This window comes from Tistrella sp. (genome assembly GCF_002684955.1).
GTDB classification, from domain to species: domain Bacteria; phylum Pseudomonadota; class Alphaproteobacteria; order Tistrellales; family Tistrellaceae; genus Tistrella; species Tistrella mobilis.
The window spans coordinates 121,068-138,444 of sequence record NZ_NYWI01000040.1 but is presented as its reverse complement, the minus strand read 5'-3'; the positions used below and the strand labels follow the sequence as shown (position 1 = coordinate 138,444).

General features: G+C 68.8%; 15 protein-coding genes. 8 read left to right on the top strand and 7 right to left on the bottom strand.

Going from position 1 to position 17,377, the window contains the following annotated elements; translation table 11 throughout:
• The first annotated feature begins 78 nt into the window (after positions 1–78).
• The 4 genes from CMO28_RS14730 to CMO28_RS14715 all read left to right on the top strand — a co-directional run bounded on the left by CMO28_RS14730 (position 79) and on the right by CMO28_RS14715 (position 5,451).
• Positions 79–1,194: a lipid A deacylase LpxR family protein gene (locus CMO28_RS14730; RefSeq protein WP_296714725.1), complete on the top strand. Its 1,116-nt coding sequence runs from the start codon at positions 79–81 to the stop codon at positions 1,192–1,194.
• A gap of 158 nt (positions 1,195–1,352) precedes the next feature.
• Positions 1,353–3,041 (top strand): methyl-accepting chemotaxis protein, encoded by a 1,689-nt coding sequence (locus CMO28_RS14725; protein ID WP_296714722.1) that lies wholly within the window; start codon positions 1,353–1,355, stop codon positions 3,039–3,041.
• 225 nt (positions 3,042–3,266) lie between these two features.
• Entirely contained in the window at positions 3,267–4,955 is a 1,689-nt protein-coding gene (locus CMO28_RS14720) for a methyl-accepting chemotaxis protein (RefSeq protein ID WP_296714721.1), read from the top strand.
• Positions 4,956–4,989: 34 nt separating this feature from the next.
• Entirely contained in the window at positions 4,990–5,451 is a 462-nt protein-coding gene (locus CMO28_RS14715) for a DUF3574 domain-containing protein (protein WP_296714719.1), read from the top strand.
• A 20-nt stretch (positions 5,452–5,471) separates the two neighbouring features.
• On the opposite strand, the gene CMO28_RS14710 is transcribed toward CMO28_RS14715, so the two are convergent.
• Positions 5,472–6,320, bottom strand: a complete 849-nt coding sequence (locus CMO28_RS14710) for a hypothetical protein (protein ID WP_296714717.1) — start codon at positions 6,318–6,320, stop codon at positions 5,472–5,474.
• Positions 6,321–6,478: 158 nt separating this feature from the next.
• On the opposite strand from CMO28_RS14710, the gene CMO28_RS14705 reads away from it, so the two are divergent.
• On the top strand, positions 6,479–7,894 hold the full coding sequence (locus CMO28_RS14705) for an ethanolamine ammonia-lyase subunit EutB (RefSeq protein WP_296714716.1): 1,416 nt from the start codon (positions 6,479–6,481) through the stop codon (positions 7,892–7,894).
• Positions 7,891–8,724 (top strand): ethanolamine ammonia-lyase subunit EutC, encoded by an 834-nt coding sequence (gene eutC / locus CMO28_RS14700; RefSeq protein WP_296714713.1) that lies wholly within the window; start codon positions 7,891–7,893, stop codon positions 8,722–8,724. Before CMO28_RS14705 ends, eutC begins: the two co-directional genes overlap by 4 nt.
• Here eutC and CMO28_RS14695 read toward each other — a convergent pair.
• A complete protein-coding gene (locus CMO28_RS14695) occupies positions 8,697–9,965 on the bottom strand; it encodes a winged helix-turn-helix domain-containing protein (protein WP_296714712.1) in 1,269 nt (422 codons plus the stop codon). The two genes, eutC and CMO28_RS14695, sit on opposite strands and share 28 nt — an antisense overlap.
• Positions 9,966–10,249: 284 nt before the next feature.
• Here CMO28_RS14695 and CMO28_RS14690 point away from each other — a divergent pair, with 284 nt between their 5' ends.
• Both CMO28_RS14690 and CMO28_RS14685 read left to right on the top strand, forming a co-directional pair.
• Positions 10,250–11,275 (top strand): SMP-30/gluconolactonase/LRE family protein, encoded by a 1,026-nt coding sequence (locus CMO28_RS14690; RefSeq protein ID WP_296714711.1) that lies wholly within the window; start codon positions 10,250–10,252, stop codon positions 11,273–11,275.
• A gap of 95 nt (positions 11,276–11,370) precedes the next feature.
• Positions 11,371–11,901 carry a GNAT family N-acetyltransferase gene (locus CMO28_RS14685; RefSeq protein WP_296714709.1) on the top strand — a complete coding sequence of 177 codons (531 nt, stop codon included), beginning with the start codon at positions 11,371–11,373 and terminating at the stop codon, positions 11,899–11,901.
• A 93-nt stretch (positions 11,902–11,994) separates the two neighbouring features.
• Here the strand turns inward: CMO28_RS14685 and CMO28_RS14680 are convergent, their stop codons facing one another.
• The 5 genes from CMO28_RS14680 to CMO28_RS14660 form a co-directional block, all read right to left on the bottom strand.
• On the bottom strand, positions 11,995–12,810 hold the full coding sequence (locus CMO28_RS14680; RefSeq protein WP_296714706.1) for an ABC transporter ATP-binding protein: 816 nt from the start codon (positions 12,808–12,810) through the stop codon (positions 11,995–11,997).
• Positions 12,810–13,859 carry a FecCD family ABC transporter permease gene (locus tag CMO28_RS14675; protein WP_296714703.1) on the bottom strand — a complete coding sequence of 350 codons (1,050 nt, stop codon included), beginning with the start codon at positions 13,857–13,859 and terminating at the stop codon, positions 12,810–12,812. The genes CMO28_RS14680 and CMO28_RS14675 overlap by 1 nt, the downstream gene beginning before the upstream one ends.
• Positions 13,856–14,983 carry an ABC transporter substrate-binding protein gene (locus CMO28_RS14670; protein ID WP_296714701.1) on the bottom strand — a complete coding sequence of 376 codons (1,128 nt, stop codon included), beginning with the start codon at positions 14,981–14,983 and terminating at the stop codon, positions 13,856–13,858. Before CMO28_RS14670 ends, CMO28_RS14675 begins: the two co-directional genes overlap by 4 nt.
• Complete coding sequence (locus CMO28_RS14665; protein WP_296714700.1) at positions 14,980–15,273, bottom strand: DUF2218 domain-containing protein; 294 nt, start codon at positions 15,271–15,273, stop codon at positions 14,980–14,982. The genes CMO28_RS14670 and CMO28_RS14665 overlap by 4 nt, the downstream gene beginning before the upstream one ends.
• 66 nt (positions 15,274–15,339) lie before the next feature.
• Positions 15,340–17,340 (bottom strand): TonB-dependent receptor domain-containing protein, encoded by a 2,001-nt coding sequence (locus CMO28_RS14660; RefSeq protein ID WP_296714698.1) that lies wholly within the window; start codon positions 17,338–17,340, stop codon positions 15,340–15,342.
• Between the last annotated feature and the right edge of the window lie 37 nt (positions 17,341–17,377).

Here is a 17,377-nt window from a genome sequence, read left to right as displayed (position 1 = left end):
TCCCATTCTTGTCGCTGGACGGGCGTGTCACCTGCGGGGAACACTGCCGTTAACGTAAACTCCATCGGGGCGACAAGAATGAAGATGATCAAACGGGCCGGCCTCACTCGGACCGGTTCCGCATTCGGTGGTACGCTGATCGCCGGGCTTGGGCTTGCCTTTTTTCCCGATCCCGCAGCCGCACAGGCCGCCAATGGCAGTGCCGTCACGGACTCGGTGACCAAAGTGGTCGGCACGGCAGAGGGCACGCCGGACCAGCCGGTGGCGGTGGAGCACGACGCAGAGAACGGCACCTTCGCACTGGTGTTCGAAAACGACTATTTCGCCGATACCGACCGCCACTACACCAACGGCTTCCGCTTTTCATACATGACCCCGCCGGGCAACGACCCGCAATGGCTGCGCGATGCGGTGGGCGTGATCCCCTTCACCGGCTTTGGCGGCGACATCCGCGTTGTCTGGTCGCTGGGCCAGAACATGTACACGCCGCGCGACACCTCGCTCCGCAATCCCGACCCCGACGACCGCCCCTATGCCGGCTGGCTGTACGGCTCGGTCGGCGTGATCGCCGAAACCGGCGGCGTGCTCGACCAGATCGAATTGTCGCTGGGCATCGTCGGCCCCTCCTCGCTTGCCGAGCAGACCCAGAAGGGCGTTCACGAGTTGATTTCGAGCGACGACCCCCAGGGCTGGGACACCCAGCTCAAGGACGAGCCGATCGTCCAGCTGACCTATCAGAAGAGCTGGCGCGCCCTTGCGGCCGGCTCCGCCTGGGGATTTGCCGCCGATGTCACGCCGCATGCCGGCTTTGCCCTCGGCAATGCCTTCACCTATGCGAATACCGGCGTCACCTTCCGTCTGGGCCAGGATCTGCCGCGCGATTACGGCCCGCCGCGGATCAGCCCCAGCCTGCCCGGCTCAACCTATTTCCGCCCGACCGACAGCTGGGGCTGGTATCTGTTCGCCGGCGTCGACGGGCGTGCGGTCGCCCGCAACATCTTCCTGGACGGCAACACCTGGAAGGACAGCCGCAGCGTCGACAAGAAGCCGCTGGTCGGCGACCTGCAGGCCGGTCTCGCCATCACCATCAATGGCACCCGTATCGCCTACACGCATGTGATCCGGTCGAAGGAGTTCGACGGCCAGGATCAGCATGATGAATTCGGCGCCTTGTCTGTGTCGTTTAATTTTTAACGAAGTGTAAACAGACATCTCAATTCAATTGAAGCACCGATTATTTCTTGGAATCACCAGATTCAATAAGTACTTTCTTAAACACCCCGGCGTAGGCTCCGAGTGCGGCAGGCCCTGTCACGGCCCCGCCTCAGAGCCACGTCGGAGCACCCGTCATCATGTCGTCCGTCCGTTCCCTCAAAATCGGCGGCAAGCTCGTTCTAGCGTTTGCCGCCCTCATCCTCATCATTCTGGCCATTGCGCTTTTTGCGATCGACCGGCTGGCCCTGGTGGAGAGCACCGCCGCCGAGATGCGGAACAATCGCGTTCCCAGCCTCACGGCACTTGCGAATCTCGATTCGACCGCACTGGAGCATCGCGTGGCGGTTGCGCGCCATGTCATCTCGCAGGATGCGAAGACCATGGCGGAGGTCGAAGCGACCATTGGCTCGTTGACCGATCAGATGCAGAAACAGCTGGACGCCTATCGCCCGCTGATCTCCGACGAGGCTGAACGGCAGGCTTTCGACAAGCTGACCAGCGCCTGGAGCGACTATACCCGCGGCACTGCCGCTCTTCTGACCGTGTCGCGTGAGAACCGCACCGCCGAGGCCATGGCCAATTACGAGGGCGAGAGCCGCGTCGCACGCGAGGCGGTGGCGAGCATGCTCGACCAGATCACCGACATGAACGTCGCCGCGGTCAAAACCTCGGGCGAACATGCGCTCGGCGTTTATCAGGGGGCCCGTTTCGCCCTTCTGACAGCGCTTGTCATCGGCCTGGTCATCGCGGTTGCCGCCGTCCTGCTGCTGGTCCGCTCCGTCGCCCGTCCGATCGGCGCCATGACTGCCACCATGCGGCGCCTGGCCGACAAGGACACCTCGGTCGAGATCCCGGGCGCCGGCCGCGGCGACGAGATCGGCGACATGGCCAAGGCGGTCGCGCATTTCCGCGACAACATGATCCGCGCCGACCAGCTTGCCGCCGAGCAGGAAGCCGGCCGCGCCGCCCGCGAGGCGGAGCGCACCCGCCGGGATGCGGCCACCAGCCGCTTCCTGGACCAGATCGGCCGCGTGGTCAGCAATCTGGGCTCGGCCGCGACCCAGATGAACGGCAATGCCGAAACGCTGAGCCATGCGGCGGATGAAAGCCAGAGCCGCACCCCCACCGTCGCCGCCGCCGCCGAACAGGCCACCGTCAACGTCCAGACGGTCGCGACGGCCGCCGAAGAACTCGCCGCTTCGATCCGCGAGGTCGGCAGCCGCATCACCACCACCGCCGACGTCACCCGCCGGGCCGTCGATCAGGCCGAGACCACCAATGCCGTGGTTCAGGACCTGACCCGCACCGCCCAGAAGATCGGCGACGTGGTGCTGCTGATCCAGCAGATCGCCGCACAGACCAACCTGCTGGCGCTGAATGCCACCATCGAGGCGGCACGGGCCGGCGAGGCCGGCAAGGGCTTTGCGGTCGTCGCGTCCGAGGTGAAGAGCCTGGCCAGCCAGACCGGTAAGGCCACCGAAGAGATCCAGAGCCAGATCGACGCCATCGTCGGCGCCACCGACCGCACCGCCGGTGCCATCCGGTCGATCTCCACCACCATCGGCGAAGTGGGCGAGCTGACCTCGGCCGTTGCCGCGGCCGTCGAGGAACAGGTCGCCGCCACCGCCGAGATCGCCCGCAACACCCAGCAGGCCTCCAGCGGGACCGACGAGGTCATGCGCACCATCCACGGCGTCGCCGAACGCGCCATCGAGACCGGCCGGGCCGCCGGCGATGTCCGCAGCGCCGCCGGATCGCTCACCGGCGAAGCCGCGCGCCTGCGCGACCTGGTCGAAGGCTACGTCGCCGAGATCAAGGCCGCCTGACGCCCCGACTTCTTTCTCTCCGACCGGCTCTCTGAACTCCCGCCCTCTCCGGGCGGGAGTTTTTCGTATCGGCCGGTGGGATCGTACAATCAGCTCCCGGAATTCCGTCGCGGATTGCGCCAGATCAATTCGCCATTGAGCCGCATGATGTAATCATTCCAGGATAAGACAACTCCAGCACACCGTCCCCGGACGCCGGCCACGAACGCCCAACGGAGAAGCTGCATGCGGTCACTCAACTCTCTCAGGATCGGCACCAAGCTGATCCTCGCCTTCGTCCTGCTGATCGGATCGAGCGTGGTGGTCGCGGTCTTCACGATCGACCGGCTGGACCAGCTCGAGGCCGCATCGGCGGACATGCGCGACAACCGGACGCCGAGCATGGTGACGATCGCAGAACTCGACGTGGCCGCCCTGGAACACCGGGTTTCGGTGGCGGGCCACCTGCTTGCCGACACCGCCCCGGCCAAGGCGAAGCTGGAAGCTGCCGCCGCGGAAGATGCCGCGCGCGTGGAGCGGGCGCTCGCAGCCTTCCGGCCGCTGGTCTCGGATGCGGATGAACGGGCACAGCTGGAGCGGCTGGCCAAAGGCTGGGCGGATTATCGCCGGGTCAGCGACCGGCTGCTCGCCCTGTCGCGCGACGGCAAGACGGCCGAGGCCCGGGCGATCTACGAGGGCGACGCCCGCCGGCTGCGACAGGAGGTTGCGACCACGCTGGCCGCGATGACCAATGCCACCGTCGAGGGGATCGGTCGCGAAGGCGAGGCGGCCCGCGCCGACTATCAGCTGACGCGGACCCTGCTGGTGATCGTGACCGCCATCGGCCCGCTGATCTCGGCCGGCATCGTCTATCTTCTGATCCTGTCGGTGTCGCGCCCGGTGTCGTCGATGACGGCAGCCATGCGGCGGCTGGCCGACAAGGACACCTCGGTTCAGATCCCCGGCGCCGGCCGCGGCGATGAGATCGGCGAGATGGCCGGCGCCGTCGCCTACTTCCGGGACAACATGATCCGTGCCGATCGCCTGACCGCCGAGCAGGAACAGGCCAGTGCCGCGCGGGAGGCGGAACGTGCGAAGCGTGATGCCTCGACCTCCCGCTTCCTGGAGGAAATCGCCAGCATCGTCACCCATCTGGGCTCGGCCGCCAGCCAGATGCACGGCAATGCCGAAAAGCTGAGCCGCACCGCCGACGACAGCCAGAGCCGCACCACCACGGTCGCAGCCGCGGCCGAACAGGCGACCGTCAACGTCCAGACGGTCGCCACCGCGGCGGAAGAACTCGCCGCCTCGATCCGCGAGGTGGGCAGCCGCATCGCCGCCACGGCCGACGTCACCCGCCGGGCGGTCGATCAGGCTGAGACTACCAATGCCGTGGTCCAGGATCTGGCAAGCTCGGCCCAGAAGATCGGCGATGTCGTGCTGTTGATCCAGCAGGTCGCCGAACAGACCAACCTGCTGGCGCTGAACGCCACGATCGAAGCGGCACGGGCGGGCGAGGCCGGCAAGGGCTTCGCGGTGGTCGCGGCGGAAGTGAAGAACCTCGCCGGCCAGACCGGCAATGCGACCCAGGAGATCCAGACCCAGATCGACGCCATCGTCAAGGCGACCGACCGGGCGGTGGACGCGATCCGCTCCATCTCCACCACCATCGGCGATGTGGGGGAGCAGACCTCGGCCGTGGCCGCCGCGGTGGAACAGCAGGTCGCCGCCACCTCTGAAATCGCCCGCAACACCCAGCAGGCCTCGTCGGGGACGGGGGAGGTACTGCGCACGATCCACGGTGTCGCCGAACGCGCGGTCGAAACCGGCCATGCCGCCAGCGATGTCCGCAATGCCGCCGGATCGCTGTCTGACCAGGCCCAGCGGCTGCGCAACCTGGTCGAGGGCTATGTCGCCGAGATCAAGGCGGCCTGACCCCCGCACCCGACATCTTCGGAGGACACCTACCATGGCGGGTTCCGCATCGGTCATCCGTCTGCCAGCCGTTGCAGCGCTGCTGCTGCTGACGGCCGCCTGCGCCGGCCATCCGCAGGGGCCCGCACCCGCCGCCGCCTGCCCGGCCGGCGATACGGCGATGGTCCAGGCCACGCTGTTCTTCGGCCTGGACCGGCCCGGCGGCGCGCCGCAGATCACCCCCCGCGAGTTCGACCGTTTCGTGGACGAGGTGGTAAGCCCGACCTTCCCCGACGGCTTCACCATTCAGCAGGCCGAAGGCGGCTGGCGGGACACCGAAACCGGCGCCACGATCCGTGAACCCTCGCGGACCATCCTGATCCTGGCGCCGGCCGCCGATGCCGCGGCGCGGGCCGCCCTGCGCACGCGGCTCGACCGGGTCCGCTCGGCCTATATCCGGGCCTTCGACCAGCAGGCCGTGGGCCTTGCAACCGGTCCGGCCTGCGTCGACTTCTGAGCGGCCCGTTTTCTGACCGCTCAGCCGGGACAGGGATCCCGGTGCAGCCAGCCGGCAAGCGCCCCGCCGCTCGCCAGAACCTCTTCGATCCGGCCGCAGGCGACGTTCGGCGGGCCGGCGACCTCGGGGTCTGCCGGCAGGAAGACGGGGTTTCCTTCCGCGGGCGCATCGGCCGGGCTTTCCCGCACCGGCACCAGGGTTTCCACCCGTGATCCGGTCGCATCCGCGATGCAGTCGTGGCGCGAGCCGTCGGGCGCACGCAGCCGGATGCCGGCCATGCCCCGGTTCATCGGCCAGGCCGAGACCACCGCCTCGACCGGTACCCGGCCGTCGGCGATACAGGCCCGGATGGCGGGCAGCAGATCGGCCAGATGGCGGGTCCAGTCGTCGGGCTCGACCTGGGGCGCCACCCGGGCGGCATCGGCGCCGGCAAGGCTGCAGCATCCGGCGGCGACACTGCCATCGGGGAAGGAGACCACGGCCCGCCAGGGCCTGTCGGGGGTCTGGTCCGACATGGTCGAGGCGCAGCTTTCCCGGCGCATGGTCGCGACCAGCAGCCCTTCCCGCCCGTCACCGCGGAAGACCGCGGCCGGCGGCTCCAGAAAATCCAGCGTGTCCAGCCGGCCGGTCAGGATGATCTCGTCGATGCCGGCCGCCCCCGGACGCGACAGCCGCGCCTCGGTACGGCCGATTTCCAGCCCCCAGAACGGCTCCTCGCCCACGCAGCTCATGCCGCGGATGCTGGCCGCCTGCGGTCCCGGATCCGGCCGCGTCGGATCCGACGCCAGGGTCGGCACGGATGCCGACAGCACGACCGCCATGGGGGCCAGCAAAGCCAGATGGTGCAGACCGGCGCGGGATGGGAACATGATCGTCTCCTCGTCGGATATCGCAAGCCGCCCCGTCTCCCGCAGACGAGCATATCACGTCGGCGGGCCTATCACGTCGGCGGACCGCTGGCGCCGGGAACGGGTTTGTCGCAGACTGGGTTACCCCCGCGCCCGCTCAGGAGGGATGCCGAACCCCCATGTCCGCCACCTCATCGCGCGCACGCCATACGATCGATCTCGGCGGAACCCGCTGGGCCTTCGACGATCTGAAAACCCTGCTCGCCCGAGCAACGCCCCTGCGTTCCGGCGACCAGCTGGCGGGCCTTGCCGCCGACACGGCCGTCGAGCGCATGGCCGCACAGATGCTGCTGGCCGACCTGCCGCTCTCCGCCTTCCTCGACGAAGCGGTCGTGCCCTACGAGGACTGCGAGGTCACGCGGGCGATCATCGACGATCACGACCCGGCCGCCTTCGCGCCCATCCGCTCCCTGACGGTCGGCGCCTTCCGCGAATGGCTGCTGGGGCCCGAGGCGACGCCCGAGGCGCTGGCGGCGCTCCGCCCCGGGCTTACCCCGGAAATGGTCGCGGCCGTTTCCAAGATCATGCGGCTGCAGGATCTGATCGCGGTGGCCGCCAAGGCGCGCGTCACCACCGCCTTCCGCACCACCCTCGGCCTGCCGGGCCGGCTGGCGACCCGCCTGCAGCCGAATCATCCCACCGACGACGACCGCGGCATCGCCGCGGCGCTGTTCGACGGGCTGATCACCGGTGCCGGGGATGCCGTGGTCGGCGTCAATCCCGCGACCGACGGCGTGGACGACTACATCCGGATCTGCAGCCTGATGGAGGAGGTTCGCCTGAAGCTCGAGGTGCCGATGCAGCATTGCTGCCTGGGCCATGTCACCACCGCGATCGAGGCGATCGGCCGCGGTGCGCCGGTCGATCTGGTCTTTCAGTCGATCGCCGGGTCCGAAGCCGCCAATCGCGGCTTCGGCGTCGATCTCGCCCTTCTGGCCGAAGCGCACGAGGCGGCGCTTGCTCTGGGACGCGGCACCGCCGGCACCGATGTGATGTATTTCGAAACCGGCCAGGGCTCGGCGCTGTCGGCCGACGCCCATCACGGGGTCGATCAACAGACCATGGAGGCGCGCGCCTATGCGGTCGCCCGCCGGTTCAGGCCGCTGCTGGTCAACACGGTCGTGGGCTTCATCGGCCCCGAATACCTCTATGACGGCAAGCAGATCACCCGGGCCGGGCTGGAAGATCATTTCTGCGGCAAGCTGCTCGGCCTGCCGATGGGGGTGGATGTCTGCTACACCAACCATGCCGATGCGGATCAGGACGATATGGATGCCCTGCTCACCCTGCTGGTGCAGGCGGGCGTCACCTTCGTGATCACGGTGCCGGGGGCCGACGACGTGATGCTGAATTATCAGAGCCTGTCCTATCACGACGCGCTCTATATCCGGGAATTGACCGGCCGGCGCCATGCGCCGGAATTCGAGGCCTGGCTTGTGAAAGTCGGGCTGATCGACCGGGCCGGCCGGCTGGCCGACGCCAATGCCGCCGCAGCCCTGCGCCCGGCCCTGGGCCTGATCCGGGGGGGCGCATGACCCGAGACACCAAACTGCCCGCCACGATCCGTGCGGATCAGGTGGTCCTGCCGGCGCCGGACGAGATCACGCGCCTGCGCCGCTTCACCGAGGCACGCATCGGCCTTGGCCGCGCCGGATCGGGCCTGCCCACCGCCGCCCATCTGCGCTTCGGCCTGGACCATGCCCGCGCCCGGGATGCCGTCTGGTCGGGCATCGATGCCGGAGCGCTGGTCGATGCGCTTCACGGGCGAGGCCTGAATTCTTGTCACGTTTCCAGTATGGCACGTGACCGTGCAGAATATCTGCGTCGCCCGGATCTGGGCCGGCGGCTGTCGGCCGAGGGGGCGGCCGCCCTGGGCGCCCTGCCGCCGCCGGCACCGGGGGCGGAGGTGGTGCTGATGCTGGGGGACGGGCTGTCGGCCGCCGCGGTGATGCTGAACGGCCTGGCGCTGATCGACGCGCTTTTGCCGAGGCTGGCCGCCGCCCGCATCGGGGTGATGGCCGGTGTGGTGGCGACCCAGGCGCGGGTCGCCCTGGGCGATCCGGTCGGCGCAATCCTGGGCGCCCGGCTCGCGATCGTGCTGATCGGCGAGCGGCCGGGCCTCAGCGCCGCGGACGGCCTGGGCTGCTATCTCACCTTCGATCCCCGGCCGGGCACGCTCGACAGTGCCCGCAACTGCATCTCCAACATCCGTCCGGGCGGGCTCGATCCGGCGACCGCCGCCGCCAAGATCGCCTGGCTGGCGGCGGAAGCCCTTCGCCGCCAGTTGACCGGCGTCGGGCTGAAGGAGGCATCGGGCGTCGCGGTGCCGGCCGCCGGTCAGCCGCGCGTGCTGACGGCGGAATAAGCCTGATCACCAGCCGTGGCCAAGAGCGCCCCGGAAAGCGCCGGGGCCAGATCGCCGCGGGGCTCGACCTCGACCCGGTCGAGCCCCAGCCACCCGGCCATCACCTGAAGCCGGGGCGCCAGCCGGGCCGCGACCTTGCCCCGCGGGTGCCCCGGTTCCACATGCGCGCCCCTGACCAGCAGGGCCCCCGCCTTGCGATCCGCCTTGAGGTCGACACGGGCGGCCAGATGCTCGCCCATCAGGAAAGGTAGCACGTAATAGCCATGGACCCGCTTTTCGGCGGGGACATAGATCTCGATCCGGTAGCGGAAGCCGAACAGCCGTTCCGCGCGGTCGCGTTCCCAGACCAGCGGGTCGAAGGGGGCGAGCAGCGCATCGCTGCGGCAGCCTTTGGGCGCCGGCGCCTCGACATGCAGGAAGGCGGGCTGGCGCCAGCCTTCCACCTCGACCGGCAGCAGCCGGCCGGCCTCGACCAGATCGGCGATGGCGGGCCGGGTTTCGGCGGTCGCGAGGCGGAAATAGTCGGCGATGTCCGAGACGGTCGCGATACCCAGCGCCCTGGCGGCGATGTCGGCGAGCGCGCGATGGGCATCGGCGACATCCGGCGTTGCGACCTCCATCACCTCGGCCGGCAGCACCCGTTCCGTCAGGTCATAGAGCCGTTCGAAGCCCCCTTGACGGCGACGGGTGGTGATTTCCCCCGCCCAGAACAGCCATTCCAGCGCCTGCTTCGCCTCCCCCCATCCCCACCAGCCGCCGGCGCCACGGCGGCCCTGGTCGAAAGCGCCGGCCGTCATCGGCCCTTCGGCGGCGATGCGGTCGCGCACCGCGCGGATGAAATCCTGCCGCTCGCGGCCGAATGTCGCGACGCCGCGCCAGATGCCGATGCCCTGGGCGGCCCGGGCCATGCGCCAGCGGAACAGCGGCTGCATCGCCACGGGGATGAGCGAGGCCTCGTGTCCCCAATACTCGAACAGATGGCGGGCATCGGTCGCCGCCGCATCCAGCAGCCCCGGATCATAGGCGCCGAGCCGGGCATGGAGCGGCAGGTAATGCGCGCGGGCCAGCACGTTCACGCTGTCGATCTGCACCAGCCCCAGCCGTTCGACCTGCCCTGCCAGCCGACGGATGCCGATACCGCCCGACGGCCGGCCGCCGCCCAGCCCCTGGGCTGCGATCGCGATCCGCCGGGCGTCTGCAAGGCTGAGGCTCGCCTGCACCGTCACGCTGCCGTCGCGCAAAATCTCTCTCCCGAGAATCTCAATATGGTTGCCGCCGATCATAGCGCCGGACGAATCGGGAAGGCGAGCCCCCCGGCCCGGCCGGCGGGTGCCGTCCTGCCACCCCCCTGACGCGTCCGGATGATTGTCCCATTGCGCAAGCTGGTACAGTCATCGTGAGATTCCCACAGATCGTCCCTTCATCAATCCGCCAGTCGGTGGACAATTCATGAAAGACCGGTGCCTCCCCATCCAGGTCATGAACCGCCGGCACCGCACGATCAAGAAACGCTACGGAGGAAACCATGCAGAGACGATTGATCGCGCTGGCGCTGGCCGGCTGCGCCTGGGTCGCCATGCCCGCGGCACTTCACGCAGCCGGGGCACCTGCCCTTGAATACACGGCGGAGATGCGCGGCCCCGCCCCGATCCCGCCGGCGGAGCAGGGATTGCAGACCATCACCGCCACGCCCTGGTTCAAGGTATCCGACGATGGGCTGCAGCTGGAGGGACCGGTCTTCGACCGGGCCGGCAACCTGATCTTCACCGAGGTCTTCGGCGGCAAGGTCTTCCGCCTGACCCCCGACAAGAGGCTCGAGACGATCCTGGGCGAGAATGCGCTGGCACCGGCGGGACTGGCCATCCACAGGGACGGGCGGATCTTCATCGCCGGGCTCGGTGACTTCAAGGACGCGGGCTCGGTGGTGGCCATGGCCCCCGACGGCACCGGGCTGACCGCCATCGTCCCCGACACGGCGGGTTTCCTGCCCGACGATCTGGTCTTCGACGACAGGGGCGGCTTCTATTTCACCGACTTCAAGGGCACCTCCACCGATCCCACCGGCGGGGTCTATTATGTGGGACCCGAGGGCGGCGAGCCGGTGGCCGTGCTGCCCGATCTCTCGGTCGCCAATGGCGTCGGCCTGTCGCCCGACGGCAAGACGCTGTGGGTGACGGAGTTCAGCAAGGGGCTGCTGCATCGGGTGTCGCTCAGCGATGCCACCACCATCGCGCCCTTCGGGACCACGGTGCCCTATCATTTCACCGGGCCGGCCCCGGATTCGCTGCGCACCGATGCCGACGGCAATGTCTATGTCGCCATGTATGGCCAGGGGCGGGTGCTGGTGTTCAATCCGAACGGTATGCCGATCGCCCAGATCCTTCTGCCCGGCCGCGAGGCCGGCCATAATCTCCGCTCGACCAGCATGGTGATCCGGCCCGGCACCAACGACATGTACATCCTGACCAATGACTGGAAGGCGGGCGAGGGATCGACGATCTTCCACTGCAAGGCCCTGGCCGCCGCACCGGTGGATTTCTCCCACCGCTGACGCGAGATCAGGTCGGGGTGGCGGGTGAGCATTGCTCGTTTCACGCCGCGGCCGGGCGGCGCCATGATCGTGGAAAATGGATGGAAGCCCTGATCATGACACCGCCCCCTCTCTCCCTCCGCCAACCACGGCCGAGCGATGCCGCAGCGCTCGAAGCCGTGGTCTCGGATCCGGAAGTGGCCCTGCCCACCGCCGCCATCCCGCATCCCTATCCGCCGGGCGGTGCGGCGGCGCATCTGGCAGATCTCGCCCGTGAGAGCGCGGCCGGCCGGGAGATCGCCGTCGCCGTCATCGATGGCCCCGATCCCGAGACGGGCAGCCTTATCGGCATGGTCACGCTGCGCCTCGATGGCAAGGGCGGCGCCGCCCTCGGCTATGTACTGGGGCGGGCCTGGTGGGGGCGCGGCCTGATGACCGAAGCCGTCCGCCGGGTTCTGCTCCTCGCCCGCGACCACCCGGAGATCGCCCGGATCGAGGCCGATGTGATGGTGTCCAACACCCGCTCCGCCGCCGTCCTCACCCGCCTCGGCTTCACCGAAACCGGCCGGGCCCGGGCAGCGTTTCCGGCACGGGGGCGGGAGGTGGAGGTCAGGCAGTTCCTGCTGAACCTCGGCAATCCTGTCTGATACCCCCGTCTGCTCGGCCCCCGCCGCTCAACGCTTTTCACCCGGCAGGATGTCCGCTTTTCTGGCCGCAAGCCGGGGAGTCGGGCAGCGTCCTCAGGCCAATCCCTCCACCTCCACCCTCACCCGGCCGTCATCCCGGGCGTCCACCCTGGCGGCGACGCCCCAGACGTCGTGCAGGATCCGGGGGGTGACGGCCTCGGCAGGGGTGCCGAAGGCATGAAGGCGGCCCTGGCCGAGCACGGCGATGCGATGGGCCCAGCGGCAGGCGAGGTCCAGGTCGTGCAGGACCACGATCACCTGCAAGGCCCGCTCGCGTGCCAGATCTCTGACGGTGGCCATCACCCGGTACTGGTGGCGCAGGTCGAGCGCGCTGGTCGGCTCGTCCAGCAGCAGCACCCGCGGATCGCGGACCAGCGCCTGGGCAAGCGCCGCCATCTGCCGCTGCCCACCGGAAAGCGTGTCGAGCGGCTGCAGCGCCAGCGCGGTGATGCCCAACCGGTCCAGAACCGCCACGGCGCGTTCGGCATCACCCTTGGGCGTGCCCGGCGGCGGATCGCCGGCAGGGCCGGCGCGCAGGGCGCCGATCACCGCATCCAGCACCGTCAGCGCCACCCGGTCGGGCAGGGCCTGGGGCATGTGGGCGACCAGCCGCGCGCGGTCTCTCGGCGTCATCGCGATCAGGTCGCGGCTGCCCAACATCGCCCGGCCGCGAACCGGCATGGCGCCCGCCAGCCCTTTGAGCAGGGTGGACTTGCCGGCCCCGTTAGGCCCGACCAGCGCCGTGATGCTGGCGGGCGGCAGGGGGCCGAGGCGGACATCATGCACCACGGGCCTGCGGCGATAGCCGGCGGATATGCCGTCGAGCGCCAGGATGTCGTCCGCACCGTCGAAGACGCCGGTATCCTGCATCAGCTCCGCTCCTTGCGTCCGATGATCAGCGCCAGGAAGGCGGGCACTCCGATCAGCGCGGTCACGATGCCGACCGGGATCGTCACCCCCGGCATCAGCAGCTTGCCGGCCAGGCTCGCCAGCGACATCACCAGCGCGCCGGCGAAGGCGCTGGCCGGCAGCAGGAAACGGTGATCCTCTCCCAGCAGCAGCCGCGCGAGATGGGGGCCGACCAGCCCCACGAAGCCGATCGTGCCGACGAAGGCGACGGCCGTGGCGGCCAGCAGGCTGACCCGAAGCAGCGCCACGAACCGCAGCCGCGCCACGTTGAGCCCGAAACTGAGCGCCCGTTCCTCCCCCAGGCGCAGCGCCGTCAGGGCGGGCGCCTGCGCCAGTGCCCAGGGCAGGACCACCGCCACCACCAGGGCCAGGATGCCGACCTTGTTCCAGTCGGTGCGCGACAATGAGCCCATGCTCCAGAACACCAGCTGCTGCAGGGCTTCCTGGGAGGCCACGAACTGGATCATCGCGGTCAACGCATTGAAGGCAAAGACCAGGGCGATGCCGAACAGCACCAGGGTCTCGATCCCCGCGCCCCGCAGCCGGGCCAGCGCCTGAAGCGTCAGCACCGACAGGAAGGCGAAGATGAAGGCGTTGGCGGAAATGATCCAGTTGGCGGGGATGCCCGGCAGGCTGATGCCGAGCACGATGGCGATCGAGGCGCCGAAGGCCGCCGCCGACGACACCCCAAGCGTGAAGGGGCTGGCCAGCGGATTGGAGAGGATGGTCTGCATCTCGGCCCCGGCCAGCGCGAGTGCCGCCCCGACCAGCACCGCCATCAGCGCCTGGGGCAGACGAACCTGGAACAGGATCACCGACTGGACGCGGCTCAGCGTTTCCGGGTCGATCAGCCCGCGGATCACGGTGCCCGGCCCCATACCCGAGGCGCCGGTCGCGATATCGGCGATCACGGCCAGACACAGCAGAAAGCCGAGTGCCGACACGGTCGACACCCGGCGCGCCATCTGCCGGCGATGGCCGGCGAGAGCTTCAAGAGGCGTTGTGGTCATTCGGGCTTCAGGGCCACCGCATAGGAACCGTCGAGGGAAACCGGCAGGAAGCCGGTGTTGATATCCGCCAGCACGGCATCCGGGTCGAGATCGGCGAAGAGATCCGGCCGGACCCATTTCGCGATCGCCTCTACCGCCACGATGTTGAGCGGGGAATTGTAGAAGCTGTGCCAGAGCGCATAGACCCGGCCATCGCGGACGGCCGACAGATCGCCGACCACCGGACGGTGCGCCAGACGGTCGAGGCTTTCGCGGGTAACGGCCGGGTCGATCCCCGCCCCCATCTGGATACCGCCGGTCTCGGCACCACCGGCCGTGCCGGTCGCGATGTAGACCGCCGGATCCTGCGTCAGGACATATTCGGCATCGAGGGGCCCGAGCGGCCCGGGCAACACGTCGGCACCGATATTGTGGCCACCGGCAAGATCGACGAACTCCCCCAGATTGCCCTTGCCCGGCGAACCGCAGCAGCCGCCATCCATGGTCGGGCGCATGTCCACCAGCACCTTCGGCCGGGGAGCGGTCGAGGCGGCGACCCGGCTCTTCACCAGCTCCAGCCGCGCGCGATAGAAGCTGACATAACGCGCGACCCGCTCTTCCTGGCCCAGAACCTTGCCCAGGATTTCCAGGCTCGGGATGGTGTTCTCCAGCGGCTTGCCGCGGAAGTCGATGAACACGATCGGGATGCCCGCCTCGGTCAGCCGGTCGATGACCTCCTTCGACCGCGGCGAGGGTCCGTGGCCGCCAAAGCCCAGCACCGCCAGATCGGGGGCCACCGACAGCGCCTTCTCGATCGAGAAGCTCTCCTCATTGGTGCTGCCGACCAGCGGCACCCGTTCGATGGCCGGATAGGCGGCCTTGAACCTGTCATAGATGTCGGTGTCGAGCAGGCGCAGATCCCCCAGCCAGCCGGCCAGCACCGACACCGGATCGGGATGCACCACCGACAGGGTCACCAGATCACGCCCCTCGCCCAGCAGCAGCCGCTTTGCGGGCGCCGGAATGGTCACCTCGCGGCCGGCGACGTCGGTGACGGTGATCGGATCGGCGACCGCCATCCCGGCGGTCGCCACGACAAGGGCGACCGCGGCGGCCGCGGCCTTGAGCTTGCGCAGAATGATCATGGCCGGCGGCTCCAGGTGATGGTGAGCGGGTCCTTGAAGGCGAAGCGGTTCAGATGATCGGCCACCACCCCGGTCAGCTGCCCGGCCGTCTCGGCATCCTCCGCCTCGACCACGATCCCGAGCCGGTCTTCCGACGCCTGCATGATGCAGCAGCTGGTCCCCGAGAACGGGATCCGGGCCGACACGGCATCAGATTCGACGGCGAAGCGGTGGCTCCAGTGTCTGGCGAGCTGGGTCATGTAACGCCGCGCCAGCGGCGTCGTGACCGAGGCCTCGAAGATCGTGGTCATGGGCTTTGCTCCTTGCCGCGGCGCCTGCCCCCGCGTCCGGGGGCCGGCGCCGTGGATGAGGGGTGATCAGAAGCGCGCCGAGGCGCCGACGAACACGGTCCGGCCGCGTTCGACGAAGGCATAGGCATCGTCCGGGTCGTCGGTGCGGCTGTCGGCCACGTTCAGCACGCCGCCGCGCACCGAGAAGGTCTCGTTGATCATCCAGTCGGCGCCGAGGTCGACGACGGTATAGGGGTCGAGGGTCAGGGTTCCCGACCGCTGGCGGCCGGTATAGGTGGCACGGGTATAGGCGGTCACCTCGTCCGACACGAACCAGTCGAGCTTGCCGTTGATCGTGTGCTTGGGCCGGTTGTCGAGCACGGCACCGGTCACTTCGTTGCGCGGATCGAGCCAGGTCCAGTTCGCCGACAGCCGGCCGAAATCCCGGAGCATGGTGTAGGCATTGGCTTCGACGCCGCGGATGCGTGCCTCGTTGATGTTCACGGGCACGAAGACATTGCGGCCGTTCTCCTGACCGACCGGGGTCACGCCATTGCCGCGCGGCGTCTCGATCAGGTTCTCGATATCGTTCTGAAACAGGGTGACGGTCGCCCCCCAGGAACCGGTGTCATAGCCGGCGGAGAGTTCGTAGTTCACGCTCTCCTCGGGCTTCAGATCCGGATTGCCCTTGATGTAGCAGCTGCCGCGGCAGGACGAGGTGCGCGAATCCTCGGTCAGCTGGCGCAGGGTCGGCGCCTTGAAACCGGTGGAGACGCCGCCCTTGATCGTGATCTCGGGCGTGGGCGTCCAGACGGCATAGCCACGGGGCGTGAAATGGGTGCCGAAATACTTATCCTCGTCCAGACGGCCGCCGGCGAGCAGCTTGATCTCGTCGGTCAGACGAACCTCGTCCTGAAGATAGAGCGCCTGGGCATCGGTTTCGGCGCGGCCGCTGTCGAACTCGTCCGGCGATTTGAGCTCGATCCACCGCGCCTCGGCCCCCATCACCAGGGTGTGGCGGTCGAAGGGCAGCGAGACATTGCCCTCGACGACCCGGTTCTCCTGGCGGATGCTGTCTTCCGCGGTCTCGGAGGTTTCGGCATAGGCGCGGATGAAGGTGGTGCCCCAATCCCAGTCGCCTTCGTGCGACAGCCCCATGTCGCGGCGCGTCACCACCGCATCGGCATCGCCCCAGCCGCTGATATAGTACTCGCCGAAGCGGGTCTGGCGCGACTGGCCGTATTCGGCCTCGATCGTCTGGTCGTCGTCGGGGGTCAGGGTGAACTTGACCCGGCCCTGATAATCCTCGCGACCTTCGAGCGTGGCGAGATCGGGCCGGTTCACGACCGTGCCGTTCGGACGGGTGACCGGGTTGCCGCTGCCGTCGGTCACGGCACCACCATCCAGCCCGTTCCAGACCTCGCGGCGATCGAAGGTGCCGGTGACGGTGACGGCGAGCTTCTCTTCGACCAGCGGCCCCGACAGGAAGAAGCTGGTCCGGGCCTCGGTGCCGCGATCGCCCTCGGTCGGCATGTCGAAGCCCAGATCGACGCTGCCGGTCCAGTGCCGCGCGGCCGGCTTCGTGATGATGTTCACCACGCCGCCCATGGCTTCGGAGCCGTAGAGGGCCGACATGCCGCCCCGGACCACCTCGATCCGGTCGATGGCGGCGACCGGGATGGCGCCGATGTCGAAATCATTGTGGCGGAAAACGGATTCGGTCGAATTGACCCGCTTACCGTCGACCAGGATCAGGGTGAAGGACGGGTCCATACCGCGAATACTGATCTGCCGGCGGCCCTGGCTGCCGGCGGTCAGGCTGATACCGGGAATGTCGCGGATCGCCTCGGTCAGGTCCGAGACCGGATAGGCCTTCAGATCCTCGCCGTCGACCACGGTCACAGAGGCCGGCGCGGTGCGCGCCTCTTCTTCGGTGCGGGTGGCGGAGACCACCATCTGGTCCAGCTCCACCGCCCTCCGCTCCTGCGCTTCGGCCGCCATCGACATCATCATGCCCGCCATGGCCGCCCCGGCCGTCGTGGTGGTGGCGCGCCAGCGCGCGCGCCGTCCGCGGCGATCCGTCATCATCCCGCTCCCGTGCAAGGGTTTACTCAAACTTTGCGAG